This window comes from Anaerosphaera aminiphila DSM 21120 (assembly GCF_900129925.1).
GTDB lineage: Bacteria > Bacillota > Clostridia > Tissierellales > Peptoniphilaceae > Anaerosphaera > Anaerosphaera aminiphila.
Genome location: NZ_FQXI01000006.1, coordinates 55,410 through 75,172, shown reverse-complemented (window position 1 = coordinate 75,172; position 19,763 = coordinate 55,410). Strand labels below are relative to the sequence as shown.

Sequence of the window (19,763 nt, the reverse complement as noted above, 5' to 3'; positions counted from 1 at the left end):
CGATACCATTAATTCTATAACAAATCATGCCACGATTTTCAACCAAGTCTTTCAGTCTTGGGAAAACTTAACATTGGACCTACAACGAAATCAAAGATTTCTGTTAGGTCTCAAAGTTTCTATAGATTATTAATCTTGAGGGTGTATTTTCATAAGCTCTAATCGCCCTTAAATTTAATTACAGATTTTACATTGTAGCCCTTTAACTTTTCACGAGCATTTAAGTCCACTAGCTCTATTAAAAAGTTCAGTCCCACAACTTCGCCACCTAATTCTTCAACTAAATTTACAACAGCACCTGCAGTGCCTCCTGTGGCTAATAGGTCGTCTACAATTAAAACTCTCTGCCCTTTTTCAATTGCATCTCTATGCATTTCAACACTGTCAGTTCCATATTCCAGTTTATATTCAGATGAAATTTTTTCAGAAGGAAGCTTTCCAGGTTTTCTAACCGGAACAAAACCACATCCCATAGCATAGGCAACAGCTGATCCAATAATAAATCCCCTTGCCTCCACTCCAACTATTAAGTCCACTTCCTCATAAAAGGCCTCTGCCATTTTATCAATAGCCTCTTTAAAAGCAGCTTTATCTTTTAGTAAAGTAGTAATATCTCTAAAAATTATTCCGTCAATTGGATAATCGTATATTGGTCTAATCTTACTTGCTAAATCCATTAAACATCCTCCATTTTCTTTATACAATTAGTATAACATATGAAAATAAATGATAAAAGTTTTAGCATTCAAATTTTTAATCCAATGAAAATCCCAAATCTTTTATTAATTTTATATCTGTTTTAGTATCTATTCCTGAAGTTGTGAGTAAATCGCCAGATATAGTTGCATTAGCCCCACTTAAAAAAGCACTTTCTCCTCTATCTTTCATAAGAGTTCTACCACCGGCAAGTCTTATAAAAGAATCTTTTAAAATAAATCTAAACACAGATATAGTTCTGTTTATTTCTTCCATACTCAAGGGATTATTCTCCCCTAAAGAAGTCCCCTTTATTGGATTTAAAACGTTTATTGGAACAGATTTTATGTTTAACTTTCGAAGTTCAATGGCCATTTCAATTCTATCTTTAACACTTTCACCAAGCCCAATAATTCCACCGCTACAGATTTCCATTCCCGATTTTTTTGCATCTTCAATGGCCTTTAACTTTTCGGAAAATTTATGAGTTGTACACACATTTTTAAAATAACTTTCCGATGTTTCTAAATTATTGTGAACCCTTGTAACACCTGCTTCTTTTAATACTTTAAAATTTTCAAAACTAAGTAACCCGCCTGAAATACAAACCTCAATATTTACTTCTTCTTTAATTCTCCTTACTACATTTGCAACTTCTGCAACCTCACTACCTAAAAGTCTCTTACCACTCGTTACTAGAGAATATTTAAGTATTCCATTATCCCTTTGTCTTTTGGCATCTGCTACTATTTCATCTGCATTTAAAAGTGGATAACCTTTAATATTGCAATCACTATAAACTGACTGAGAGCAAAATTTGCAGTCCTCACTACATCTTCCACTTTTAGCGTTGATAATAGTACATATATCAAAACTGTTTTCCATAAAAAATTTCCTTATTTCATTTGCGCTCTTTCTCAACTGCTCATAGTCACAATTATATAACTCCATAGCCTCTTTTTTATTAATACTATATCCATCAATAACTTTATTTTTTAAATATACAACATCCATAAACATACCCCCTATAAAAATTATATATTTTATAAGGGGTATGTCAACTTTAAGTTTTATTTAGTTTACAATTAAGTTCTCACTTCAAATTGATGTCCACATTTTTTACAAGTAACTTTAATTTTTCCTTTTTTTCTTGGAACTCTAAGTTCTTGTTTACAGTTTTCACATTGAATGTATTTATATTCTTTTCTCTCTTTTACATTTCTCTTAGTTCTAGTAAAAAATTTTCTCACCGGTGCAGTGATATTTAAAAACTTTTGATTTTCTTGGTATCTTGCAGTGACATTTTTAGAAAATAGTCTATAATATAAAACTACAATTAATAAAATTAACCCTACATTTGAAATAACATTATTCCCCAAAAAAATTGTAGCCAACACTAATACAAACATAAGTCCAAATAAAAATTTAGACAGCGCATCCATTCCATAGTGGGCTCCGTACCTTCCCTGCATAAATCTGTAAAATTTTTCTTTCACTTTAAATTCACTCCTTGTTATGTATTATACACTAAAAATAAATATATTTAAAAAACTATTGACAATATTTTCTAAATTATATATAATAACTATTGTCCTTGCGGGAGTGGCGGAATTGGCAGACGCGCTAGACTTAGGATCTAGTTCCTTTGGAGTGGGGGTTCAAGTCCTCTTTCCCGCACCATGTCAAAACGACTTAGTTAATCTAAGTCGTTTTTTTATGTAAATATTATGTAATGACATTTGAAATTACAAAATTATTATTAACTATAGTACAATTATTAATACTTATAGAACTATATATCAGTTTCTGTAGATGCTCCTTATGAAAAGCAAAAAAATTCTAATAACTCTAATAATATTTATCATACTATATACTATTTATTTTAATATAAAAGAAAATTTTAACATTAATACTACTTTATTGTTCTTTCCTTTCTGTAGTAGAGGATTTTTAATAGGTAGTATTATTAATAAAAATCTTAACAAAAATAATCCTTAGTTCAGCTTTTGCTTTACTAAGGATTTAATAAGTGAGCAATAAAAAATCCCCCAACCAATTCAGATTGAGGGGAGTAGTTAAGCTTTATGTCTTTCACGAATCAATGCCTTTGTTTTCAAATTATTAGTTGAATATCCTTTTTCTTTAAGTTCATTTGTAATATCTGTGTATATGTCATTTCCTTTCGAATCTTTAAAAGTTACTAGTAACACAAACTCTTGCCTATCAATATTAAGCCCATTCCTTGAAGTTAAATCTAATCTTAGTTTCCAGCCTTCCCCCAAATTTATACCATTTTTAATATTTCTATAATAAGACTTTACTGGGCACCATTTAAACCCATGTTCAACTCTACTTTTTTCAAATTTATCATCCCATGAAACCTCTAGAGGAACATCGGAATTAAATTTTAATTCTCCATTTTTATCATATCGCATTCTGCCAAATCCTACATCTATATTTGTTCGACAATACTCCACTCCAAAATTCTCATCTAGTATAGGTTGGTATACAAGAGTCATAATTATTTCTCCAAAATATTTATTATCTCTAATTAGCGATTTCGGAAAAGGAAAGTCCACTAATTCTAAATGTGTGCCCGAAATAATTTCTTGTTGAAAAATTAACGTTACTTCACTCTCGCTACAATGTAATATTTCACTGGCGTTTTCCATTGGTATTCCAAATCCAAAATATTTAATATTTTCGCTATTTTGATCTAGGATATCTCTTGAATGCATTTTTGCTGAATGAATTAAAAGGCCTTTAGCTAGCAGAGCGTTTTTAACTTCCATTTCATCTAATATTGATGCAAATTTTTTGGTCACCCTTGGGGTTGAATAACTAGTTCCATTGCCCTCAATAATTTTTCCGTTAACATCTAATCCTTTCATTCCTAACCCATTTATCTTGTAATTTTTTGAGATATTCCCACCATAATCGACTACTTCGGGTTTAACAATATAATTTGCCCCAGGTCCTCTTCTTCCAAACGGAGATGGTTCATTAGCTTTAACCATAGAGTTTGCAGAATCATGATAAGCTAAAGAACCTACTGTAATTGCTCTAACTGAATCTGCAGGCGGGTACATTCTATCTCTTTCTCCAATAGAAACACTTGGCGGCCATTCTCTTAAAGGTAATTGATCTAAATTTCCTATGGAATTAAAAATTTGAACATTGTACTCATCTTGAATATAATCAAGAAAAATAGCTAAATCAGACATCGTATTACTATAAGTTTTACCTACTAAATTTACTGATAAATTCCAAATTTTAGCTTTATTCGAATATTTTTGCATTACTTCTTCAATGATTTCCATCAACTCTATTTCATTAATAGAATCTCTTTCCCCATAGTTTAGGTCGCTATTAGGAATCGCTATAATATCTATAAAATTAAATTTTCTAAACTCCTTTTCTGGAATATTATTCAATTCATTTCCATATTGAATCATAGAAGCAACAAAAGTTCCATGACTCCTATTTTGATATCTTCTATCTACATACTCTTCTCTAGCAACAACATAGTTTTCTAAAAAAGCATTAGATTCACTTATTCCAGAATCAATAATACCAATACAAACATCACTTCTATATTCTTGTTCATCAAAAACATTTCCTATATTTGTATATTCCACATTACTATTTGGCATAGAAAAATCCTGAAGAACATTTATTGATTTAACACCATTAATTTTCGAAATATTAAGGATATCATCAAAAGAAGAAACACTTACTTTTAGTAGATCAATTTTTTTACCATATGTAATAACTTCATGCCCAGCCATTAAGCCTAACTCCCCAAGCTTTGAATATACATATGTTTTGATTTGACTATTATCAAAATCATTATCAAAATCAAATAATTTAATTTTAATTTTTTCCTTAAATTTACCAAACTCTCCCTGATTATTTATTTCAATTAACTCTTTTGATATTTTTTCATTCGGAAATACGGGATTTATATCTTTTACAACCGTTAAATTTGCTTCTAAAGTTTTAGCGGGAGGATCTTTAATAAGTTTTATTGTGTCTTGAATCGTATTTTTAGTTACCTTAATGTAAATTTCATCTAACTCCCCACCGCCAATTATATTACATTCTTTACATAAATAATTCGGTTTATGTGATTTGGCAATAGCTTCTTCCTTTACTGTAATTTTTCCTATCGCTGGTACAAATTTGTTTTCTTCAAAAACTTCATCATAAAATTTTAAGATATTCTCAAATTTGCTTACCATTTCTTTTTGTAATTCAGGAGTATATTCTTCAAAATACTTATCCTGTCCTCCTCCTTGATTCCTTTTTATATCATTTTTCCGTTGCATAATAATTTTTATAGGAAGATTTTTTTCACTCATTTGTTACCTCCTCGCTAATTAAATTTCCAACTTTTGTTTTTGATATTTTTAAAATATCTGCTATCACTGAATAACTAAAAACTTTTTCATCACACTTCCGCAAATATAGAGCTTTGATTTTCTCTTGCAAACGTCTATCATCACAACTTTGAGGGATGATTTCTTTAAACGTAAAAAATTCATCATAGATTTTTTCTTTATTTAAAGGTTTATTGTATATTACCGAATCTCTAGTTGCTTTATTAATAATTTCCTCAATATCTGCTCCGCTAAGTCCGTAAAATACAGACGCCAATTCTTCTTTATCTTTTCCATTTAAATGTAAATTATCTTTAACAAAAAGTTCAATCAAAGATATAATTGCTTTCTTATCCGGCAGTTCAATTTCTAATTTATAGTCAAATCTTCTCCATACAGCAGGATCTAGAAGTCGTTCGTGATTAGTTGCAGCTAATAATAAACTATCACTAGCCATGGAATCTATATTTTGTAACAAACTATTAACAACGCGTTTCAATTCACCTAATTCGTTACTATCATCTCTAGCTTTAGCTAAAGCATCAAACTCATCTAAAAATAATACACAAGGCATTTTTTGCACAAATTCAAAAAGCGTTCTTATGTTTTTAGATGTAGTCCCTAAATAAGAGGAAATCATACTATCTAACCTAGCAATTACTAAAGGTAATTTTAATTCTCTTGCAATAAGAAATGCGCTTTGTGTTTTCCCACAACCTGGTGGACCATATAACAAAAGCGTGTTAGCAACTCCCAGACCTAGAGAATTCAATTTATCTGCATTAACATAGTTCAAAATAAAAGAATTTAGTTTTTTATAATTACTTTGAGACAAAATTACTTCAATTATGTTTTCATCAGGATAAATTATATCTACTAATGTTGATCGAGATTCTTCGTCTATTGGTAAGTTTGGTAGTGAGGATCCCACCAGAGGAGAAAGTGTTTTTTGTTCGTTCATATCTAATAATTTAGCAAACTTTTTGGCAGCTCTCTCTTCCTTGTCCTCTTCAAGTTTCTCAATAAGTTTCTGTGTGTAATTTACAACTTTTGTTTTATCGTGTTTTAATGCTCCTTCAACTATCTTGCCTATCTCTATAGAATATTTCATTTAACAAAACCTCCGAACTTATTATATATGAACGTTCTTCTTTTGTAAAGGACGATGCCTCTAATATTCGATTGATTCCGTCGGTTATTTAGAACGAACTCTTATTTTTATAGGACGATATGCTGCCAAATAAAAATTCTTAAAGTTTACTCTTTATCCTTTAAATCCAAATTAAATACATCCAGTATTTTATCGTATAACTTACACCGGTTAAAACAACCTAAATACTTAGTCCTCTTAATAAGACATTAACTACAGTGCCTAAAACGATACTCAATATTTCTATATATCTAACTGCATTACTACTTTATTAACTGCTTAAAAAGTTACTTGCAAATAACTTTTTTTAATTCATTCATCTTGTGCTTCCTGATATTACTCCTAGAAAATACTTTTATTTATATAATAATTTTCTTTCAATATAATAGTTTGCTTTTATAGTATTTGTATGTTACACTTATTTAAGTGATTTTTATGAAATTTATTAAATGTGTGTATATTAATACCCCTTTATAGATTTATGATTGTTGCAATATTTTAAAAGGAGGTATTTTTATGAATTTAGGTACAGTTAAATGGTTTAATTCTGAAAAAGGTTTTGGTTTCATTACTCAAGATAATGGTGAAGATGTTTTTGCACATTTCTCTCAAATCCAAGGTGATGGATATAAAACATTAGATGAAGGTCAAAAAGTAAGTTTTGACACTGAAACATCTGATCGTGGATTACAAGCTACAAATATTAACAGATTATAATATTAAGCCCTACTTCATAGTAGGGCTTTTTTAATGTCCAAATATATTTACTTTTAGATTTATTTTTCACTTTTTTACTTTTATTAACTAAACTACTATTAATATTAAATTACTTTTTGTTTTTTATTACATACCCAACTATACAAACTGCTCCAAAAATTATTAATTGCTTCATTGTTGGTCCCATTGAGTAGGTTGAACCCACGCTATATAAAAACTTAGGTATAACTGATGATACAATAGCTAAGACTAAGTACAGTAATATAAAAAATAATATGAATTTTTTATCAGGCATAATTACCTCCAATGCTCTAACTATTATAACACTATTAAAATGAGAGTATAGAAAATGAGAGAAAGCTAATTTAAACTATTTATAATATTATTATATAAAAATTAGAGGTGAACATTTTGGAAAAGATATTTAGAATGATTACATATTCTTTTGGAACTACTCGCCCAAGATTAGATACAGGCGGAATATTAATACCTTCAGGTATAGAAGTAAAGGCAAAGTTAAATATGGAAACCGGCGAGATAAAATTATTTATTGATGAAAGCGACTTAGAGAAACTAAAAAAAGAAGAACAATAATAAAAAAATCTCAGTAGAATATTTAACACTACTGAGATTTTTTTATTATTTAGTGTATATTACTACCTATTATTAAATTCTATCTTCAGTTTTTATAAATTCTTTCATTATATTAAAATAACTCATATACTCTTCTTTAAAAAAACTGTCTTTTAAAAAGACAAAGTTAAATTCTCTAACTATGTTAAAATCCGAAATATTAATTTTTTTAATAATTCCCTCTTCTATTTCTCTTTTTACAACGACTTCATATAAAAAACTTATTCCTAAATTATCAGCAACTAATTTTTTTATGGCATTCATATTTTCTATTTCTATAGTATTTTGAAAGTTATCTACTGTATAGTTGTATTTTTTTAATATGTTTTCCAGTATATTTCTAGTTCCCGAGCCACTTTCTCTAAGTATTAGTCTCTCCTTAGTAATTTCCTCCAAAGACTTAGTACCTTCTGCCAAAGGTGAATTTACAGAGCATATTGGAATAAATTTTTCAGTGCTAAGTGTCTTTGAATGGTAGTCAGCTTTATTAAAAAATCCCTCTACAACTATAAAGTCCAATTGTCCTAAGTTTAATTTTTCTAATAGAGTTTGGGTGTTGGCAACGTGCATGTGAATTTTTAACTTAGGATTTTTCTGTAGTAGCTCTGATATTATTTCCGGCATTACATATTCTCCAATTGACAGTGTAGCTCCAAATTGAACTGTAATTTCCTCTAGGTGCATTTCTGACAAGTTCTTTTTAAAGCGCTGTCTATCTGCCGATACAGTTTTTATAAAATCTTTTAAATACTCGCCTTGTCTTGTAAGTTTTATTTTTTTATTGTTGTGTACAAATAATTTACAGTTGTAGTATTCTTCTAAATATTGAATGTGCTGAGTTACTGCCGGCTGTGTAATGTGAAGGTGCTTAGCTGTCTTAGTGTAGTTTCCTATTTCACAAAGTGTTAAAAAGGTATCATGTCTAAAGTCCATTTAGCTCTCCTGTATAAGTTTATTTTATGGTTCTATAATTATTCATAATTTTATTTTATTGTAAAACTTTGTTAAAATCAATACATTGTTAAAAATTTAAAACGAGGTGCTATTATGTCTACAATTAAAAAACAAAGTTCGGGAATAATCTTAAGTGCTATTATTGCACTTACAGCCTATATTCTAAATGAAGTATTTCACGCTGATTTACTTGGGGTTACGATTATTTCACTTCTCATTGGAATGCTGCTAAATCCAATTTTACTAAAGTATAATTTTTTATCAGATGGTATTGACTGGACATCAAAATATATCCTGCGAATGGGAATTATCTTAACCGGAATAACTCTAAGTTTTTCACAACTTATGCAGTCAGGTAAGTATGCCATGATTTTATTAGTATTTACTCTTACTACTTCCTTTGGTATGGGCTACATATGCAGCAAGGTTTTTAAAATAAACTGGAAGTTATCCAGTCTTTTATCTGTGAGTACTGCAATTTGTGGCGGAACTGCCGTAGCTACGCTGGGTCCTACTATTAAAGCTGATAACAAAGACATTGCCTATGCCATATCTGCTACTTTTATATTTGACATAATAACTGTAATTGCATTTCCTTGGATTGGACATATGTTGGGATTAACTGATACGGGATTTGGACTCTGGGTTGGAACTGCTGTAAATGACACTTCTTCAGTTGTAGCTGCAGGATATGCTTTTTCTGATGCTGCAGGAATGCTTGCAACTATAGTAAAACTAACTCGTACACTTTTTATTGTTCCAGTAGTTATTATTTTCTCATGGATTTTTGCTAAAAAGGAAATGAACAAACAAGTTGAATCAGGATTTGAAAAGGAAAAAATAGAGTATTTTAAAATATTCCCATGGTTTATTTTAGGATTTATAGCAATGGTTGCCCTTAACAGTACAGGTATTGTTCCTACAGCAACAGTAGGTAATATTTCATTTATTTCAAAGTTTTGTCTAGCTATGGCTCTTGCAGCAATAGGTCTAAAAACTAGTTTAAAAGAAGTTTCAGGCGTGGGAATTAAGCCTATGATTGCAGGAGTGGTTATTGACACCTCAGTTGTAATTGTAGCATTTTTTGCACAGGGATTTATTTTACGCTTCTTTTAATTTTAAATTCTAAAAACAAAACGAGAGCTCTATAACTCTCGTTTTTTGTTATTTTTACTATATAAGCCAACTTTCATCACTTGGATTTTCTTTCCACTTTAAAAGTTTCTCTATTTGTGCATCGTTAATGTAGTTTATTTCTCCTGCCACTTCTGCCAGTTCTTCCATATTTGTAAGTGAATGGTACTCTATATTGTTGTTTTTAAAGTTTTCCTCTGCTGCCTTTAAATTATAAGTGAAAATTGAAACTATTCCCAACACGTCAAACCCAGCTTCTCTAAGTGCAAGTGCCACTTCTATTGATGAGCCTCCTGTAGAAAATAAGTCTTCGACAACTACTACTTTTGCACCTTTTCTAATTTTACCTTCTATTTTGTTTTGCTTTCCGTGATCTTTTTTAGAAGTTCTCACAAAACCCATTGGTAAATTTAGTTTATCTGCAACTATTGCCGCATGAGATATTCCCGCAGTAGCTGTTCCCATAATATATTCTACATCTTTAAATTCTTCTACAATCATTTCTTTTAAAGCTTCTTCAACTTCATCTCTCTCTTCAGGAAATGACAATATTAATCTATTATCACAATATATTGGAGCTTTTATTCCAGATGCCCAAATATATGGCTCATCTGGTGACAGTGTTACAGCTTCTATATCTAATAATATCTTTGCAATATTTTTCATCTTACTCTCCTAAAAACATTTTTTTAATTTTATGATAACTTTCAACAGGGTCTTCTGACTTCGTTATAGACCTTCCTACGACTATATAGTCACTGCCAAGCTCTCTTGCGTCTTTTGGTGTTACGACTCTCTTTTGGTCGTCTTTTGAGTCCTCAGCAAGTCTTATACCAGGTGTTACTGTTAAGAAGTCCTCACCTAGTTGTCTTTTTATTTCAGGAACTTCAAGTGCAGAGCAAACTACTCCCTTTAATCCTGAGTTTTTCCCAAGTTTTGCATAATCTAAAACTAATTCATTTAAACTCATAGTTTCAGCTATTTGAAGCTCACTATGTATTTGATCTTCCGCCATAGAGGTAAGTATTGTAACTCCAATTGGAATAACTTCTTCATTTGAATCTTCTATTACTTTTACTGCCTGAGATAGCATTTGAGAACCACCGGCAATATGAAAGTTAATCATATCAACATCTAAACTAATAAGAGATTTAGTAGCATGAGCAACAGTATTGGGAATATCATGTAATTTTAAATCTAAAAATATTTTATGCCCCATTTTTTTAATTTCTCTTACTACATCTAACCCTTCTCTATACAATAGCTCCATACCAATTTTCAAGTACATTTTTTCTTCAAATTTTTCTAAAAATTTTAAAGTCTTTTCACTTGAGTCAAAGTCCAATGCTATTATTACATCTTTTGCCATAATATTCCTCCTTTTATTCTTAATAGATTTTACCATAATTAATAGATTTGTGTATATTAAAACTAAAAAAATAGGAAGTATATTTATACTTCCTACACATATCTATTTAAATTTTACAGCTGTTCCTGAAATAGACAGCATAATCATATTGCCCTGTCCCAGCACTTCATAGTCAAATCTAAGGCCTACAATACCATCTGCACCCATTTCATTTGCTCTTTTAGTAATCTCTTTTATACAGTCATCTCTCATGTCTATTACTTCATCTTCATAGCCACTACTTCTTCCACCTACAATATTTCTAAATCCAGCTCCAATATCTTTTACAAAGTTAATACCGTTAACTTGTTCTCCAAAAACTAAACCTAAGTACTCGGAGATTTCTCTTCCCTGAACATTATCTGTAGTTGTTAAAATCATATACATACCTCCTAGTTTGATGCTTTCATCTGTAGATAGTCATTTACAAAAATATCTAAATCCCCATCCATTACCTTATTTACATCCCCAACTTCTGTATTTGTCCTGTGATCTTTTACCATTGTATAGGGTTGGAATACATAGGACCTTATTTGAGAACCCCATGCAATTTGTGAATAATTACCTTGGAGATCTTCTATTTTTTCCTTCTTTTCTTCCTCAGCCAGTGCTATTAATTTTGCCTTTAACATATTCATAGCCTGTTCTCTATTTTGAATTTGAGACCTTTCGTTTTGACACTGAACTACTATTCCCGTTGGAACGTGAGTAATTCTAACTGCGGAGTCTGTAGTGTTTACATGTTGTCCACCGGCTCCTGATGCCCTATAAGTATCTATTTTTAAATCTTCATCTCTTATTTCTATCTCTGTTGTTTCATCTAGTACAGGATATACGTCTACAGATGAAAATGAAGTGTGTCTTCTCTTGTTTGAATCAAAAGGTGATATTCTAACAAGTCTGTGAACACCTTTTTCTCCCTTTAAATATCCATAGGCATTATCTCCTGAAATTTTCATTGTAACTGATTTAATTCCAGCCTCTTCTTCTTTTAAGATATCTAAAGTTTCAATTTTATATCCTTTTTTTTCTGCATATCTGGCATACATTCTATGGAGCATTCCAGCCCAGTCTTGAGCTTCAGTTCCACCTGCCCCTGCATGAATTGACAATATAGCATCACTTGAATCGTATTCTCCATTTAGAAGTGTTTCCAATTTAAAGCTTTGAGATAGCTCTTCTATTGAAGTTAGTTCCCATCTAAACTCATCATAAAAAGTAAAGTCTTCTTCCATTTCCATTAAGTCTAGTAAATCTTCTTCATCTGAAATTTTTTTCATTAACTTGTCGTACTTTTCAACTTTAGATTGATAGTGATTTTGTTCTCTTATTATTTTTTGAGCTTTTTCACTGTCATCCCAAAATCCCTCTACCATTTGTTTTTCATTTAAATTTTTAATTTTTGTTCTTAGAGTAGGTAAGTCAAAGAGACTCTCCAAGACTTTTTACTAACTCTTTCGCTTCATTTAAACGTTCTCTTTCAATATATATATTCTGTTCCATTATTTCCCCCTGATTATTAATATTACATAGGCTTTGCAAAAATCATCTTTCCTGCAGATGTTTGAAGTACACTTGTAACTACTGCGTTTATTGTCTCTCCTAAGTAATTCTTTCCAGACTCAACTACTATCATAGTTCCATCATCTAAATATCCCAAGCCCTGTCCATGTTCCTTGCCCAGTTTTACTATTTGTACTGTCATTTCTTCTCCAGGTAAGTAAACAGGCTTAACAGAATTTGCAAGTTCATTTATATTTAACACATCTATTCCCTGAACTGCTGCAACTTTATTTAAGTTGTAGTCATTTGTGACGATTTTTCCATTTAAATCCTTTGTAAGCTGCAATAGTTTTGAATCCACTTCACTAATCTCATCGTACTTACCTTGAAATATAACTATGTCCAAATTTTTATTTTCCTGCATTTCTTTTATAATATCAAGTCCACGCCTACCTCTACTTCTCTTAAGTCCGTCTGAAGAATCTGCAATGTGTTGAAGTTCTTCCAATACAAAAACCGGAACTACTATTGAACCCTCTAAGAAATTTGAATCGCAAATGTCCATTATTCTTCCATCAATTATTACTGATGTATCCAGAATTTTTGGAATTCCATTCATTTTAGAAGTCTTTGACTTTTCCTTTTCTTTTACAACAGGATTTTTTAGCGAACTTGTAATGTCTTTAAACTTTACAGATAGAGTATCTCTATTAGTAAGTCCTAACTTTAAGCCCAAATATCCAAATACGCCGTAAAAGATTATCCCTATTGCTGAACCCAAGTATGGAACTTGAATCATATAGAAGGGTTGACTTACAAAAAAAGCTATTATAAATCCAATAATTAATCCAATTGTTCCTGAGATTACTTCGGAAATAGCTTTTTCCTTTAAATCCTCTTCTAATTTGTCCAGTATAGTTTTTATATTTCGAAATACTTTCTTGGATAAAAGAAAAAAAATAATTGCAAATCCAACAACAACTGATACATTTATTGCTGAGATAACAGTTTTACTAAAACCATCAAAAAGCTGAAAGTATTTTAAAATTTCAAAAGAAACTATGCCAAACCCAACTCCTATCATTGTAAATAGAAGTCTAAATAAGTTATTTACTACCTTCTTGTTATTAATGTTAATCCCTCCCTCTTAACTTTTCATAATAATATCATCCACAAGATCTGAAATTTCATCTGTGCTCTTTTCATAAACTAAGACCATTTCAGATATAATAATTTGTCTTGCGCTGAGTAACATTTTTCTCTCTCCTGTTGAAAGAGTTTTTTCAACATCTAACTTCTCTAGAGATCTTACAACTTTTGCTATTTCATCAATATCGCCAGTTTTTATTCTCTCCATGTTGTATCTGTACCTTCTGTTCCAATTTGTGGGCATAACAGCTTCATCTTCACTTGACAAAATACTAAGTACTTTGTCCATTTCTTCTTTTCCTAAAATATCTCTAACTCCAACATCTCCTGCATTAATTACCGGAACCATTACTTCCATATCATTTATTGGCATCTTCAATACATAATATTCTCGAATTTTTCCTAAAATTTCACGGTTTTCTATTGCAACTATAATTCCTGCACCGTGCATTGGGTAAACAACTTTATCACCTATATTAAACACTTTATCCCTCCTGAAAATATGCCCAATATAAGTATAACATAATTCATTATTAAAAGTAAATTTTTCATTTTATCATTAATTCCAATAAATGTAAAGTGTATTTTTACTTTCATTTTATTTTATCAACATACTATACAAATAACAAGTGAAATAGTTGTTAACTTATCAAGGATTTTACTAAGATAACTTAGTACTTTCTTAACAAATGAATTTTATGTAAATTCTTTAAAAAGCATAATTAATTAAAATAACTTATAATAAAAAAAGGCTAAAACTTTGTGTTTTAACCTCCTAAACATTAAAATATTTAATTACATCTAAAATTGTCTTGCACTTATAAATTTTTAAACCTTCAATATTTTCAAATTTATTTGAAACAATAGGTATAAAAGCTCTTTTAAATCCCATTCTACTGGCTTCTTTAAGTCTTAATTCCAAAGATGGCACACTTTTTAACTCTCCCGTTAAACCCACATCTCCAATAAAAACTGTAGATGTGTCAATGGCAACATCTCTTCTAGAAGAAAAAATACTCATCATCACTGCTAAGTTTGATGCCGGCTCTTTTAACTTTATGCCTCCAGTTGTCTTTACAACTATATCTTTATCTATTAACTTTAAATTTGCCCTCTGTTCCAGTATGGAAATTAGTGTATTTAAATGTTCTCTTCTCATACACTCTCCTATTCTAGATGGATAGGGTAGAAAGGATTGAGATGAAAGTGCTTCAATTTCCAGTATTATCGGTCTTGTTCCCTCTCTAATCACACTTAGGGCTGAACCTGGCAGTTCACTTCCCTCTTCTCTATAGGTCATAAAGTACTCTGAGGGATTGTCTAGAGATTTTAGTCCCTGCTGAGTCATTAAAAAGAAACCCATTTCTCCTGTGGAGCCATATCTGTTCTTAGTTGTAAGTAAACTTCTAAGTTCTTCATTATCTTCATTTTCAATTAGTAAAACTGCATCTACTAAATGTTCAAGTGCTCTAACTCCTGCAAGTTCATCTTGTTTTGTCATCTGCCCTACTAAAAACACCATTCTAGGTCTTTCTACATCTTTTGCTATCTCAACCATCTTGTGAGCACATTCCATTACTTGTGTAGGTGTCCCCGCTCTTGATTGAAGTTCATTTAATGTAAAGGTTTGTATGGAGTCCAGTATTATAAAGTCGGGGTCAATTTTATCTATTTCCTCCAGCACATTGTCTAAAACTGTATCGGAATATACATATATATTTTCTGATATCTCATCAGTTATTCTGGTAGCCCTTTGTTTTATTTGAACTTCAGACTCTTCTCCTGAGGCATATAGTACTTTTAATCCACTGCTGCTCAAGTCATTTGCCACTTGTAAAAGCAGTGTAGATTTTCCAGCTCCCGGTTTTGCAGTTAATATAGAGATGGAATCTCTAACGATTCCACCTCCCATAACTCTATTAAATTCTTCAATAGATGTCTTTACTCTAAAGGCATTTCTATCTTCTATTGTAGAAAGTTTTTTTGCAATATTTTTACTTCTCTTTACAGTTGTAGCGGTCTTTTCACTTCCACTTACTTCAATTTCTTCTAACGTGTTCCACTCATTACACTGTGGGCACTTACCAAAAAAACCTGGAGATATATAGTCGCAGTTACTACACTTGAATACTGTCTTTTTCTTCATTTTTAACCTCAGTATTTTTAATGTTAACTATGAGTTTTCTGTTAAAGTCGACTTCTATTGAATCTCCCTTCCCAAATTCACCCTCTAACATCATTTGAGCTAACTCATCTTCTATATAGCTTCTAATTGCACGTTCTAGAGGTCTTGCTCCGAATTCCGGATCAAATCCCTTTGAAGCTATATACTGAGTGATTTTCTTAGTAAACTTCACATTAATGCCCATATTGCCAAGTCTTTCTTTTAACGTTACAAGCATTAACTCTACAATACTTGAAATTTCCTTTTGTCCCAGTTCTTTAAACACAATTACCTCATCAAGTCTGTTTAAAAACTCAGGTCTAAATATATCCTTTAAAGCAGTGTTTACTATTTCTTTCATTTTTTCATATTCTTTTTTGGTGTTGTCTTCTGTTGTAAATCCTATTGATGTTTTTTTCTTGAGCATACTTGCTCCGGCGTTGGAAGTCATAATTATAACTGTGTCTTTAAAGCTAACTGTTCTTCCCTTTGAATCTGTAAGCCTTCCATCATCTAGAATTTGTAGTAATACATTAAATACGTCCGGATGTGCTTTTTCAATTTCGTCAAATAGCACTACACTGTATGGATTTGTACGAACTGCATCTGTAAGTTGTCCACCTTCATCATATCCAACATATCCCGGAGGAGATCCTACAAGTCTTGAAACAGTATGTTTTTCCATATACTCTGACATATCTATTCTAAGCATATTTTCTTCGCTTCCAAAGAGTTCCTTTGCAAGCATTTTTGCCAAATAAGTTTTACCAACACCTGTAGGTCCTACAAATATAAATGAACCTATTGGCTTATTTGGATCTTTAAGTCCAATTCTAGCTCTTTTTATAGCTCTTGATAGAGAGTGTATTGCATCATCTTGACCCTTTACATAGTATTTTAAATTGTCTTCAAGTTTTAATAATTTAGTGCTTTGTTCTTCTGTCATTCTTGTAACCGGAACTTTGCTCCAATCTGAAACTATTTCAGCAATGTTTTCATATCCAACTACAGCTTTTTCTTCACTTTCCTTGTACTCTTTTTCTTTTTCTTCAAACTCTTCTTTTAAAATTCTCTCTTTATCTCTAATAGAAGCAGCTAACTCAAAGTCTTGAGAGTCTATTGCTCTATTTTTTTCTTTGTCCAGTTCTTCAAGTTCATTTTCATAGTTGTATTTGTATTCAGGAGTTTTGTAAGAACTAACTTTAATTTTTGAAGCAGCTTCATCTATTAAGTCTATTGCTTTATCAGGTAAAAATCTGTCTGTTAAATATCTGCTGGAGAGTTTTACTGCTGCATCTATGGCTTCTTCACTGATTATTACATTGTGATGTGTTTCATATTTTTCTTTAAGTCCTGTTACAATTTTTATTGAATCTTCAATTGAAGGTTCTTCCACAGTTATCGGCATTAATCTTCTTTCAAAAGCTGTGTCTTTTTCAATGTGTTTTCTGTATTCGCTTATTGTAGTGGCACCTATTATTTGAAGCTCTCCGTTTGTCAACATTGGCTTTAGAATATTTGAGGCATCCATTGCCCCTTCTGCAGCTCCTGCTCCTATAATAACGTGCATTTCATCTATAAAGAGTATTGTCTTTTCATTTTCTATACTCTCGTTAATAACTGCCTTTAATCTCTCTTCAAAATCTCCTCTGTACTTTGCTCCTGCAATTAATCCGGATACGTCTAGAGTTCTGATTTCCTTGTTAGCTATTATTTCAGGAACTTTCCCCTCAACTATTTTTTGAGCTAGTCCCTCAGCTATTGCAGTCTTACCTACTCCCGGTTCTCCAATCAGTACTGGGTTGTTTTTCTTTCTTCTGGATAGTACTTGAATTACTCTTTGAATTTCTTCTTCTCTTCCAATAATCGGATCTATTTTGCCCTCTGAGGATTTTTCATTTAAATTTACAGTGTATTTATCTAAAGCTGTCTTTTCTCTCTCATCTTCATATTCGCCGTCTTCTCTATTTTCAAAGGCATTTATAATTGTCTCTTCAAGTGCAATACTGTCAATTCCCATTCTCTTTAGTATTAATATTGCAACTCCATTGCCCTCTCTTAGTATTCCAAGTAGCAAGTGATCTGTTTCAACGTAATTTTCTCCCTCTTCTCTTGCAACTTCAAAAGCAAGTTCAAAAATTCTCTTAGTTCTTGGAGTGTATACTAAATTTGAATTTGTAAGCTCCTGACCTCTTGAAACAACTTCATAAGTTGTCATTTTTAATCTATCGTAACTTACTCCCAGAGATTGTAATATTTTTGCTCCACGTCCTGTTGATTCTCTAACTATTCCTAAAAGTAAGTGTTCTGAACCTATATAGTTGTGTCTGCTCTCCCTTGCTTCATTTTGAGCAAACAGTATTGCTTTCTGGCTTTTTTCAGTAAATCTTCCAAACATGCCCATTAAAAGACCTCCTTCATCATCTTTCTTATATTGTTGGCTCTTAAAATATCTATAGATTTTGCATCTAACAAAGAGCCTCTTTCAATTTGTAAATGTCCGTTTTTAAATTGATTAATAGTATCTACCAATTCAATATTTTTTTTAGGTTTTAAAATACTAAGTTCTATTCCCAAAAATAAGTCTGACATTTTGTTTATCATTTCTTCCTCATCTATAATTCTGCAGTATCTTAGAGCTCCATAAGCTCTATTTGCCAAGTCTTCTAAGTCTATTATCTTTTCAAGATATAAGTTTTTTCTATTTTGCTCTTCCATTTCTGTTATTTCTTTTAATATATTTGTGAATTTATCAATATAGTCCCCTTCTTTTTCTCCAATAGTTCTATCTGGTGAAATTTTATAAATAGCTCCTACAGACTTTGAACTGCCGCCTAGTGGAAGTGCAATGTAGCCAAGTCTCTTTAAACTTTCACGCATTGAACTCATTCCAAAGTAGTCTGTAGCGGGAAGATGCAAATTTGCTTCAATAACCATTGCTGTTCCACACTCTTGAGGATTGGAAGTCAAGTATCCAAAATCATCTCTATAGGCATATTCCACATTGCCGTCTAGTAAATCATCTATTTCAGAAACTTCACCATATAATTTTGAAAAATTTAAATCATCAGTTGATTTTATTATTGTAATATGATTTTTCCCATTTACTAATATACTGGGATTATTCTCCAACAAAAATATTGCGCTGAATTTTTCGTTTTCTAAAACATCTACAGTAATTTTACCCTCTTCATATAAATCCAACTTTTCAAGAGAGTTTAATCCTTCAACAGCATATCTCTTATACCCCTTTTCTAATAAAGGTATAGATATTTTCTCTAAAATTGTCTTTGCATCTTCACTATTTAATTTTGAGGGAAAATTAAATCCCCTTATATTTCTATATATTTTTAACTCTGAATTGAGAACTATACTCATTTTTCATCCCTCAATTGCTTTAATTTATCTCTTAATACTGCAGCTTCTTCATATTCTTCCAATTCTACAGCTACACTTAATTTATCTCTTAATTCATTTTCTTCTCTCTTGTAAACAGGTTCTTTTCCGGCACTTTTTGGAATTTTCCCCTTGTGTTTGGAAGAAGATTTAAAATTTAAAAGCATACTTTCAATTTCTTCTTTAAATTCATCATAACAGTATTCACAGCCCACTTGATTTTTGCCCAAGTCTTCAAAAGTAGTTCCACAGTGACTGCACTTTTTATTTGGAATATTGTTGTTAAATTTCCCGGTGAGTTTAAATAAATCCTTTAGAAAGTTTTCCATTTTTCCACTTACAGCATTGTTAAATGCCAAGTCTTTTTTCATTTTTTCTTCTGCACACTGCGCACATAAGTGCACTTCCTCTATGCTATTTCCCTGCATTTTTGTATATGCAATTATTGCTTCTCTCTTACCACAGTTATCACAAATCATA

At 31.1% G+C, this 19,763-nt stretch carries 20 protein-coding genes and 1 tRNA gene; 4 read left to right on the top strand and 17 right to left on the bottom strand.

Annotated features, from left to right (window positions below):
• Window positions 1-158 precede the first annotated feature (158 nt).
• From BUB47_RS05345 to BUB47_RS05335, 3 genes are all read right to left on the bottom strand, one after another.
• The gene (locus tag BUB47_RS05345; protein WP_073184489.1) at window positions 159-677 is read right to left on the bottom strand and encodes an adenine phosphoribosyltransferase; all 519 of its coding nucleotides are present in this window, start codon (window positions 675-677) and stop codon (window positions 159-161) included.
• A gap of 76 nt (window positions 678-753) precedes the next feature.
• Window positions 754-1,710: a biotin synthase BioB gene (gene bioB / locus BUB47_RS05340; protein ID WP_073184487.1), complete on the bottom strand. Its 957-nt coding sequence runs from the start codon at window positions 1,708-1,710 to the stop codon at window positions 754-756.
• A 71-nt stretch (window positions 1,711-1,781) separates the two neighbouring features.
• Complete coding sequence (locus BUB47_RS05335) at window positions 1,782-2,192, bottom strand: zinc ribbon domain-containing protein (RefSeq protein WP_073184477.1); 411 nt, start codon at window positions 2,190-2,192, stop codon at window positions 1,782-1,784.
• A gap of 100 nt (window positions 2,193-2,292) precedes the next feature.
• Between BUB47_RS05335 and BUB47_RS05330 the strand changes: the two genes are divergently transcribed.
• Window positions 2,293-2,376 (top strand) — tRNA-Leu (locus tag BUB47_RS05330).
• A 395-nt stretch (window positions 2,377-2,771) separates the two neighbouring features.
• On the opposite strand, the gene BUB47_RS05325 is transcribed toward BUB47_RS05330, so the two are convergent.
• The gene (locus tag BUB47_RS05325; protein WP_073184475.1) at window positions 2,772-5,057 is read right to left on the bottom strand and encodes a S8 family peptidase; all 2,286 of its coding nucleotides are present in this window, start codon (window positions 5,055-5,057) and stop codon (window positions 2,772-2,774) included.
• Window positions 5,050-6,186 (bottom strand): AAA family ATPase, encoded by a 1,137-nt coding sequence (locus BUB47_RS05320; RefSeq protein WP_073184473.1) that lies wholly within the window; start codon window positions 6,184-6,186, stop codon window positions 5,050-5,052. Before BUB47_RS05320 ends, BUB47_RS05325 begins: the two co-directional genes overlap by 8 nt.
• Before the next feature lie 555 nt (window positions 6,187-6,741).
• Between BUB47_RS05320 and BUB47_RS05315 the strand changes: the two genes are divergently transcribed.
• Window positions 6,742-6,942: a cold-shock protein gene (locus BUB47_RS05315; protein ID WP_073184471.1), complete on the top strand. Its 201-nt coding sequence runs from the start codon at window positions 6,742-6,744 to the stop codon at window positions 6,940-6,942.
• 109 nt (window positions 6,943-7,051) lie between these two features.
• Here BUB47_RS05315 and BUB47_RS05310 read toward each other — a convergent pair whose 3' ends face one another.
• On the bottom strand, window positions 7,052-7,237 hold the full coding sequence (locus BUB47_RS05310; protein WP_073184469.1) for a hypothetical protein: 186 nt from the start codon (window positions 7,235-7,237) through the stop codon (window positions 7,052-7,054).
• 116 nt (window positions 7,238-7,353) lie between these two features.
• Here BUB47_RS05310 and BUB47_RS05305 point away from each other — a divergent pair, with 116 nt between their 5' ends.
• The gene (locus BUB47_RS05305; protein WP_073184468.1) at window positions 7,354-7,536 is read left to right on the top strand and encodes a hypothetical protein; all 183 of its coding nucleotides are present in this window, start codon (window positions 7,354-7,356) and stop codon (window positions 7,534-7,536) included.
• Window positions 7,537-7,608: 72 nt separating this feature from the next.
• Here the strand turns inward: BUB47_RS05305 and BUB47_RS05300 are convergent, their stop codons facing one another.
• Window positions 7,609-8,508 carry a LysR family transcriptional regulator gene (locus BUB47_RS05300; RefSeq protein WP_073184466.1) on the bottom strand — a complete coding sequence of 300 codons (900 nt, stop codon included), beginning with the start codon at window positions 8,506-8,508 and terminating at the stop codon, window positions 7,609-7,611.
• Between the two features lie 114 nt (window positions 8,509-8,622).
• Here BUB47_RS05300 and BUB47_RS05295 point away from each other — a divergent pair, with 114 nt between their 5' ends.
• A complete protein-coding gene (locus tag BUB47_RS05295) occupies window positions 8,623-9,645 on the top strand; it encodes a YeiH family protein (RefSeq protein WP_200779481.1) in 1,023 nt (340 codons plus the stop codon).
• 57 nt (window positions 9,646-9,702) lie between these two features.
• Here the strand turns inward: BUB47_RS05295 and pyrE are convergent, their stop codons facing one another.
• The 10 genes from pyrE to BUB47_RS05245 all read right to left on the bottom strand — a co-directional run bounded on the left by pyrE (window position 9,703) and on the right by BUB47_RS05245 (window position 19,762).
• On the bottom strand, window positions 9,703-10,329 hold the full coding sequence (gene pyrE / locus BUB47_RS05290; RefSeq protein WP_073184464.1) for an orotate phosphoribosyltransferase: 627 nt from the start codon (window positions 10,327-10,329) through the stop codon (window positions 9,703-9,705).
• Window position 10,330: 1 nt separating this feature from the next.
• Window positions 10,331-11,032: an orotidine-5'-phosphate decarboxylase gene (gene pyrF / locus BUB47_RS05285; RefSeq protein WP_073184462.1), complete on the bottom strand. Its 702-nt coding sequence runs from the start codon at window positions 11,030-11,032 to the stop codon at window positions 10,331-10,333.
• A gap of 102 nt (window positions 11,033-11,134) precedes the next feature.
• Window positions 11,135-11,452, bottom strand: a complete 318-nt coding sequence (locus tag BUB47_RS05280) for a YbjQ family protein (protein WP_073184461.1) — start codon at window positions 11,450-11,452, stop codon at window positions 11,135-11,137.
• Between the two features lie 11 nt (window positions 11,453-11,463).
• Window positions 11,464-12,574 (bottom strand): peptide chain release factor 2 gene (gene prfB, locus BUB47_RS05275; protein WP_143270610.1). Its coding sequence is split into 2 segments (ribosomal slippage): window positions 11,464-12,495 and window positions 12,497-12,574, totalling 1,110 coding nucleotides; the frame shifts between segments, so codons are not numbered across the junction.
• Window positions 12,575-12,596: 22 nt separating this feature from the next.
• Window positions 12,597-13,658 carry a PIN/TRAM domain-containing protein gene (locus BUB47_RS05270; RefSeq protein WP_073184459.1) on the bottom strand — a complete coding sequence of 354 codons (1,062 nt, stop codon included), beginning with the start codon at window positions 13,656-13,658 and terminating at the stop codon, window positions 12,597-12,599.
• A gap of 63 nt (window positions 13,659-13,721) precedes the next feature.
• Window positions 13,722-14,207 carry a CarD family transcriptional regulator gene (locus tag BUB47_RS05265; RefSeq protein ID WP_073184457.1) on the bottom strand — a complete coding sequence of 162 codons (486 nt, stop codon included), beginning with the start codon at window positions 14,205-14,207 and terminating at the stop codon, window positions 13,722-13,724.
• A 291-nt stretch (window positions 14,208-14,498) separates the two neighbouring features.
• The gene (gene radA, locus BUB47_RS05260; protein WP_073184455.1) at window positions 14,499-15,869 is read right to left on the bottom strand and encodes a DNA repair protein RadA; all 1,371 of its coding nucleotides are present in this window, start codon (window positions 15,867-15,869) and stop codon (window positions 14,499-14,501) included.
• Window positions 15,841-18,291, bottom strand: coding sequence for an ATP-dependent Clp protease ATP-binding subunit (locus tag BUB47_RS05255; RefSeq protein WP_073184453.1), 2,451 nt, complete (start codon window positions 18,289-18,291; stop codon window positions 15,841-15,843). Before BUB47_RS05255 ends, radA begins: the two co-directional genes overlap by 29 nt.
• Window positions 18,291-19,265, bottom strand: a complete 975-nt coding sequence (locus tag BUB47_RS05250; RefSeq protein ID WP_073184451.1) for an ATP--guanido phosphotransferase — start codon at window positions 19,263-19,265, stop codon at window positions 18,291-18,293. Before BUB47_RS05250 ends, BUB47_RS05255 begins: the two co-directional genes overlap by 1 nt.
• Window positions 19,262-19,762 carry a UvrB/UvrC motif-containing protein gene (locus BUB47_RS05245; protein ID WP_073184450.1) on the bottom strand — a complete coding sequence of 167 codons (501 nt, stop codon included), beginning with the start codon at window positions 19,760-19,762 and terminating at the stop codon, window positions 19,262-19,264. Before BUB47_RS05245 ends, BUB47_RS05250 begins: the two co-directional genes overlap by 4 nt.
• Window position 19,763: the final 1 nt, after the last annotated feature.

Bases quoted from the DNA above. Each gene is read 5' to 3' on its own strand.
- BUB47_RS05345 (WP_073184489.1), bottom strand. From the start codon at position 677: ATGGATTTAGCAAGTAAGATTAGACCAATATACGATTATCCAATTGAC.
- bioB (WP_073184487.1), bottom strand. From the start codon at position 1,710: ATGGATGTTGTATATTTAAAAAATAAAGTTATTGATGGATATAGTATT.
- BUB47_RS05325 (WP_073184475.1), bottom strand. From the start codon at position 5,057: ATGAGTGAAAAAAATCTTCCTATAAAAATTATTATGCAACGGAAAAAT.
- BUB47_RS05320 (WP_073184473.1), bottom strand. From the start codon at position 6,186: ATGAAATATTCTATAGAGATAGGCAAGATAGTTGAAGGAGCATTAAAA.
- BUB47_RS05315 (WP_073184471.1), top strand. From the start codon at position 6,742: ATGAATTTAGGTACAGTTAAATGGTTTAATTCTGAAAAAGGTTTTGGT.
- BUB47_RS05310 (WP_073184469.1), bottom strand. From the start codon at position 7,237: ATGCCTGATAAAAAATTCATATTATTTTTTATATTACTGTACTTAGTC.
- BUB47_RS05300 (WP_073184466.1), bottom strand. From the start codon at position 8,508: ATGGACTTTAGACATGATACCTTTTTAACACTTTGTGAAATAGGAAAC.
- BUB47_RS05295 (WP_200779481.1), top strand. From the start codon at position 8,623: ATGTCTACAATTAAAAAACAAAGTTCGGGAATAATCTTAAGTGCTATT.
- pyrE (WP_073184464.1), bottom strand. From the start codon at position 10,329: ATGAAAAATATTGCAAAGATATTATTAGATATAGAAGCTGTAACACTG.
- pyrF (WP_073184462.1), bottom strand. From the start codon at position 11,032: ATGGCAAAAGATGTAATAATAGCATTGGACTTTGACTCAAGTGAAAAG.
- BUB47_RS05280 (WP_073184461.1), bottom strand. From the start codon at position 11,452: ATGATTTTAACAACTACAGATAATGTTCAGGGAAGAGAAATCTCCGAG.
- BUB47_RS05270 (WP_073184459.1), bottom strand. From the start codon at position 13,658: ATGATAGGAGTTGGGTTTGGCATAGTTTCTTTTGAAATTTTAAAATAC.
- radA (WP_073184455.1), bottom strand. From the start codon at position 15,869: ATGAAGAAAAAGACAGTATTCAAGTGTAGTAACTGCGACTATATATCT.
- BUB47_RS05255 (WP_073184453.1), bottom strand. From the start codon at position 18,291: ATGGGCATGTTTGGAAGATTTACTGAAAAAAGCCAGAAAGCAATACTG.
- BUB47_RS05250 (WP_073184451.1), bottom strand. From the start codon at position 19,265: ATGAGTATAGTTCTCAATTCAGAGTTAAAAATATATAGAAATATAAGG.
- BUB47_RS05245 (WP_073184450.1), bottom strand. From the start codon at position 19,762: ATGATTTGTGATAACTGTGGTAAGAGAGAAGCAATAATTGCATATACA.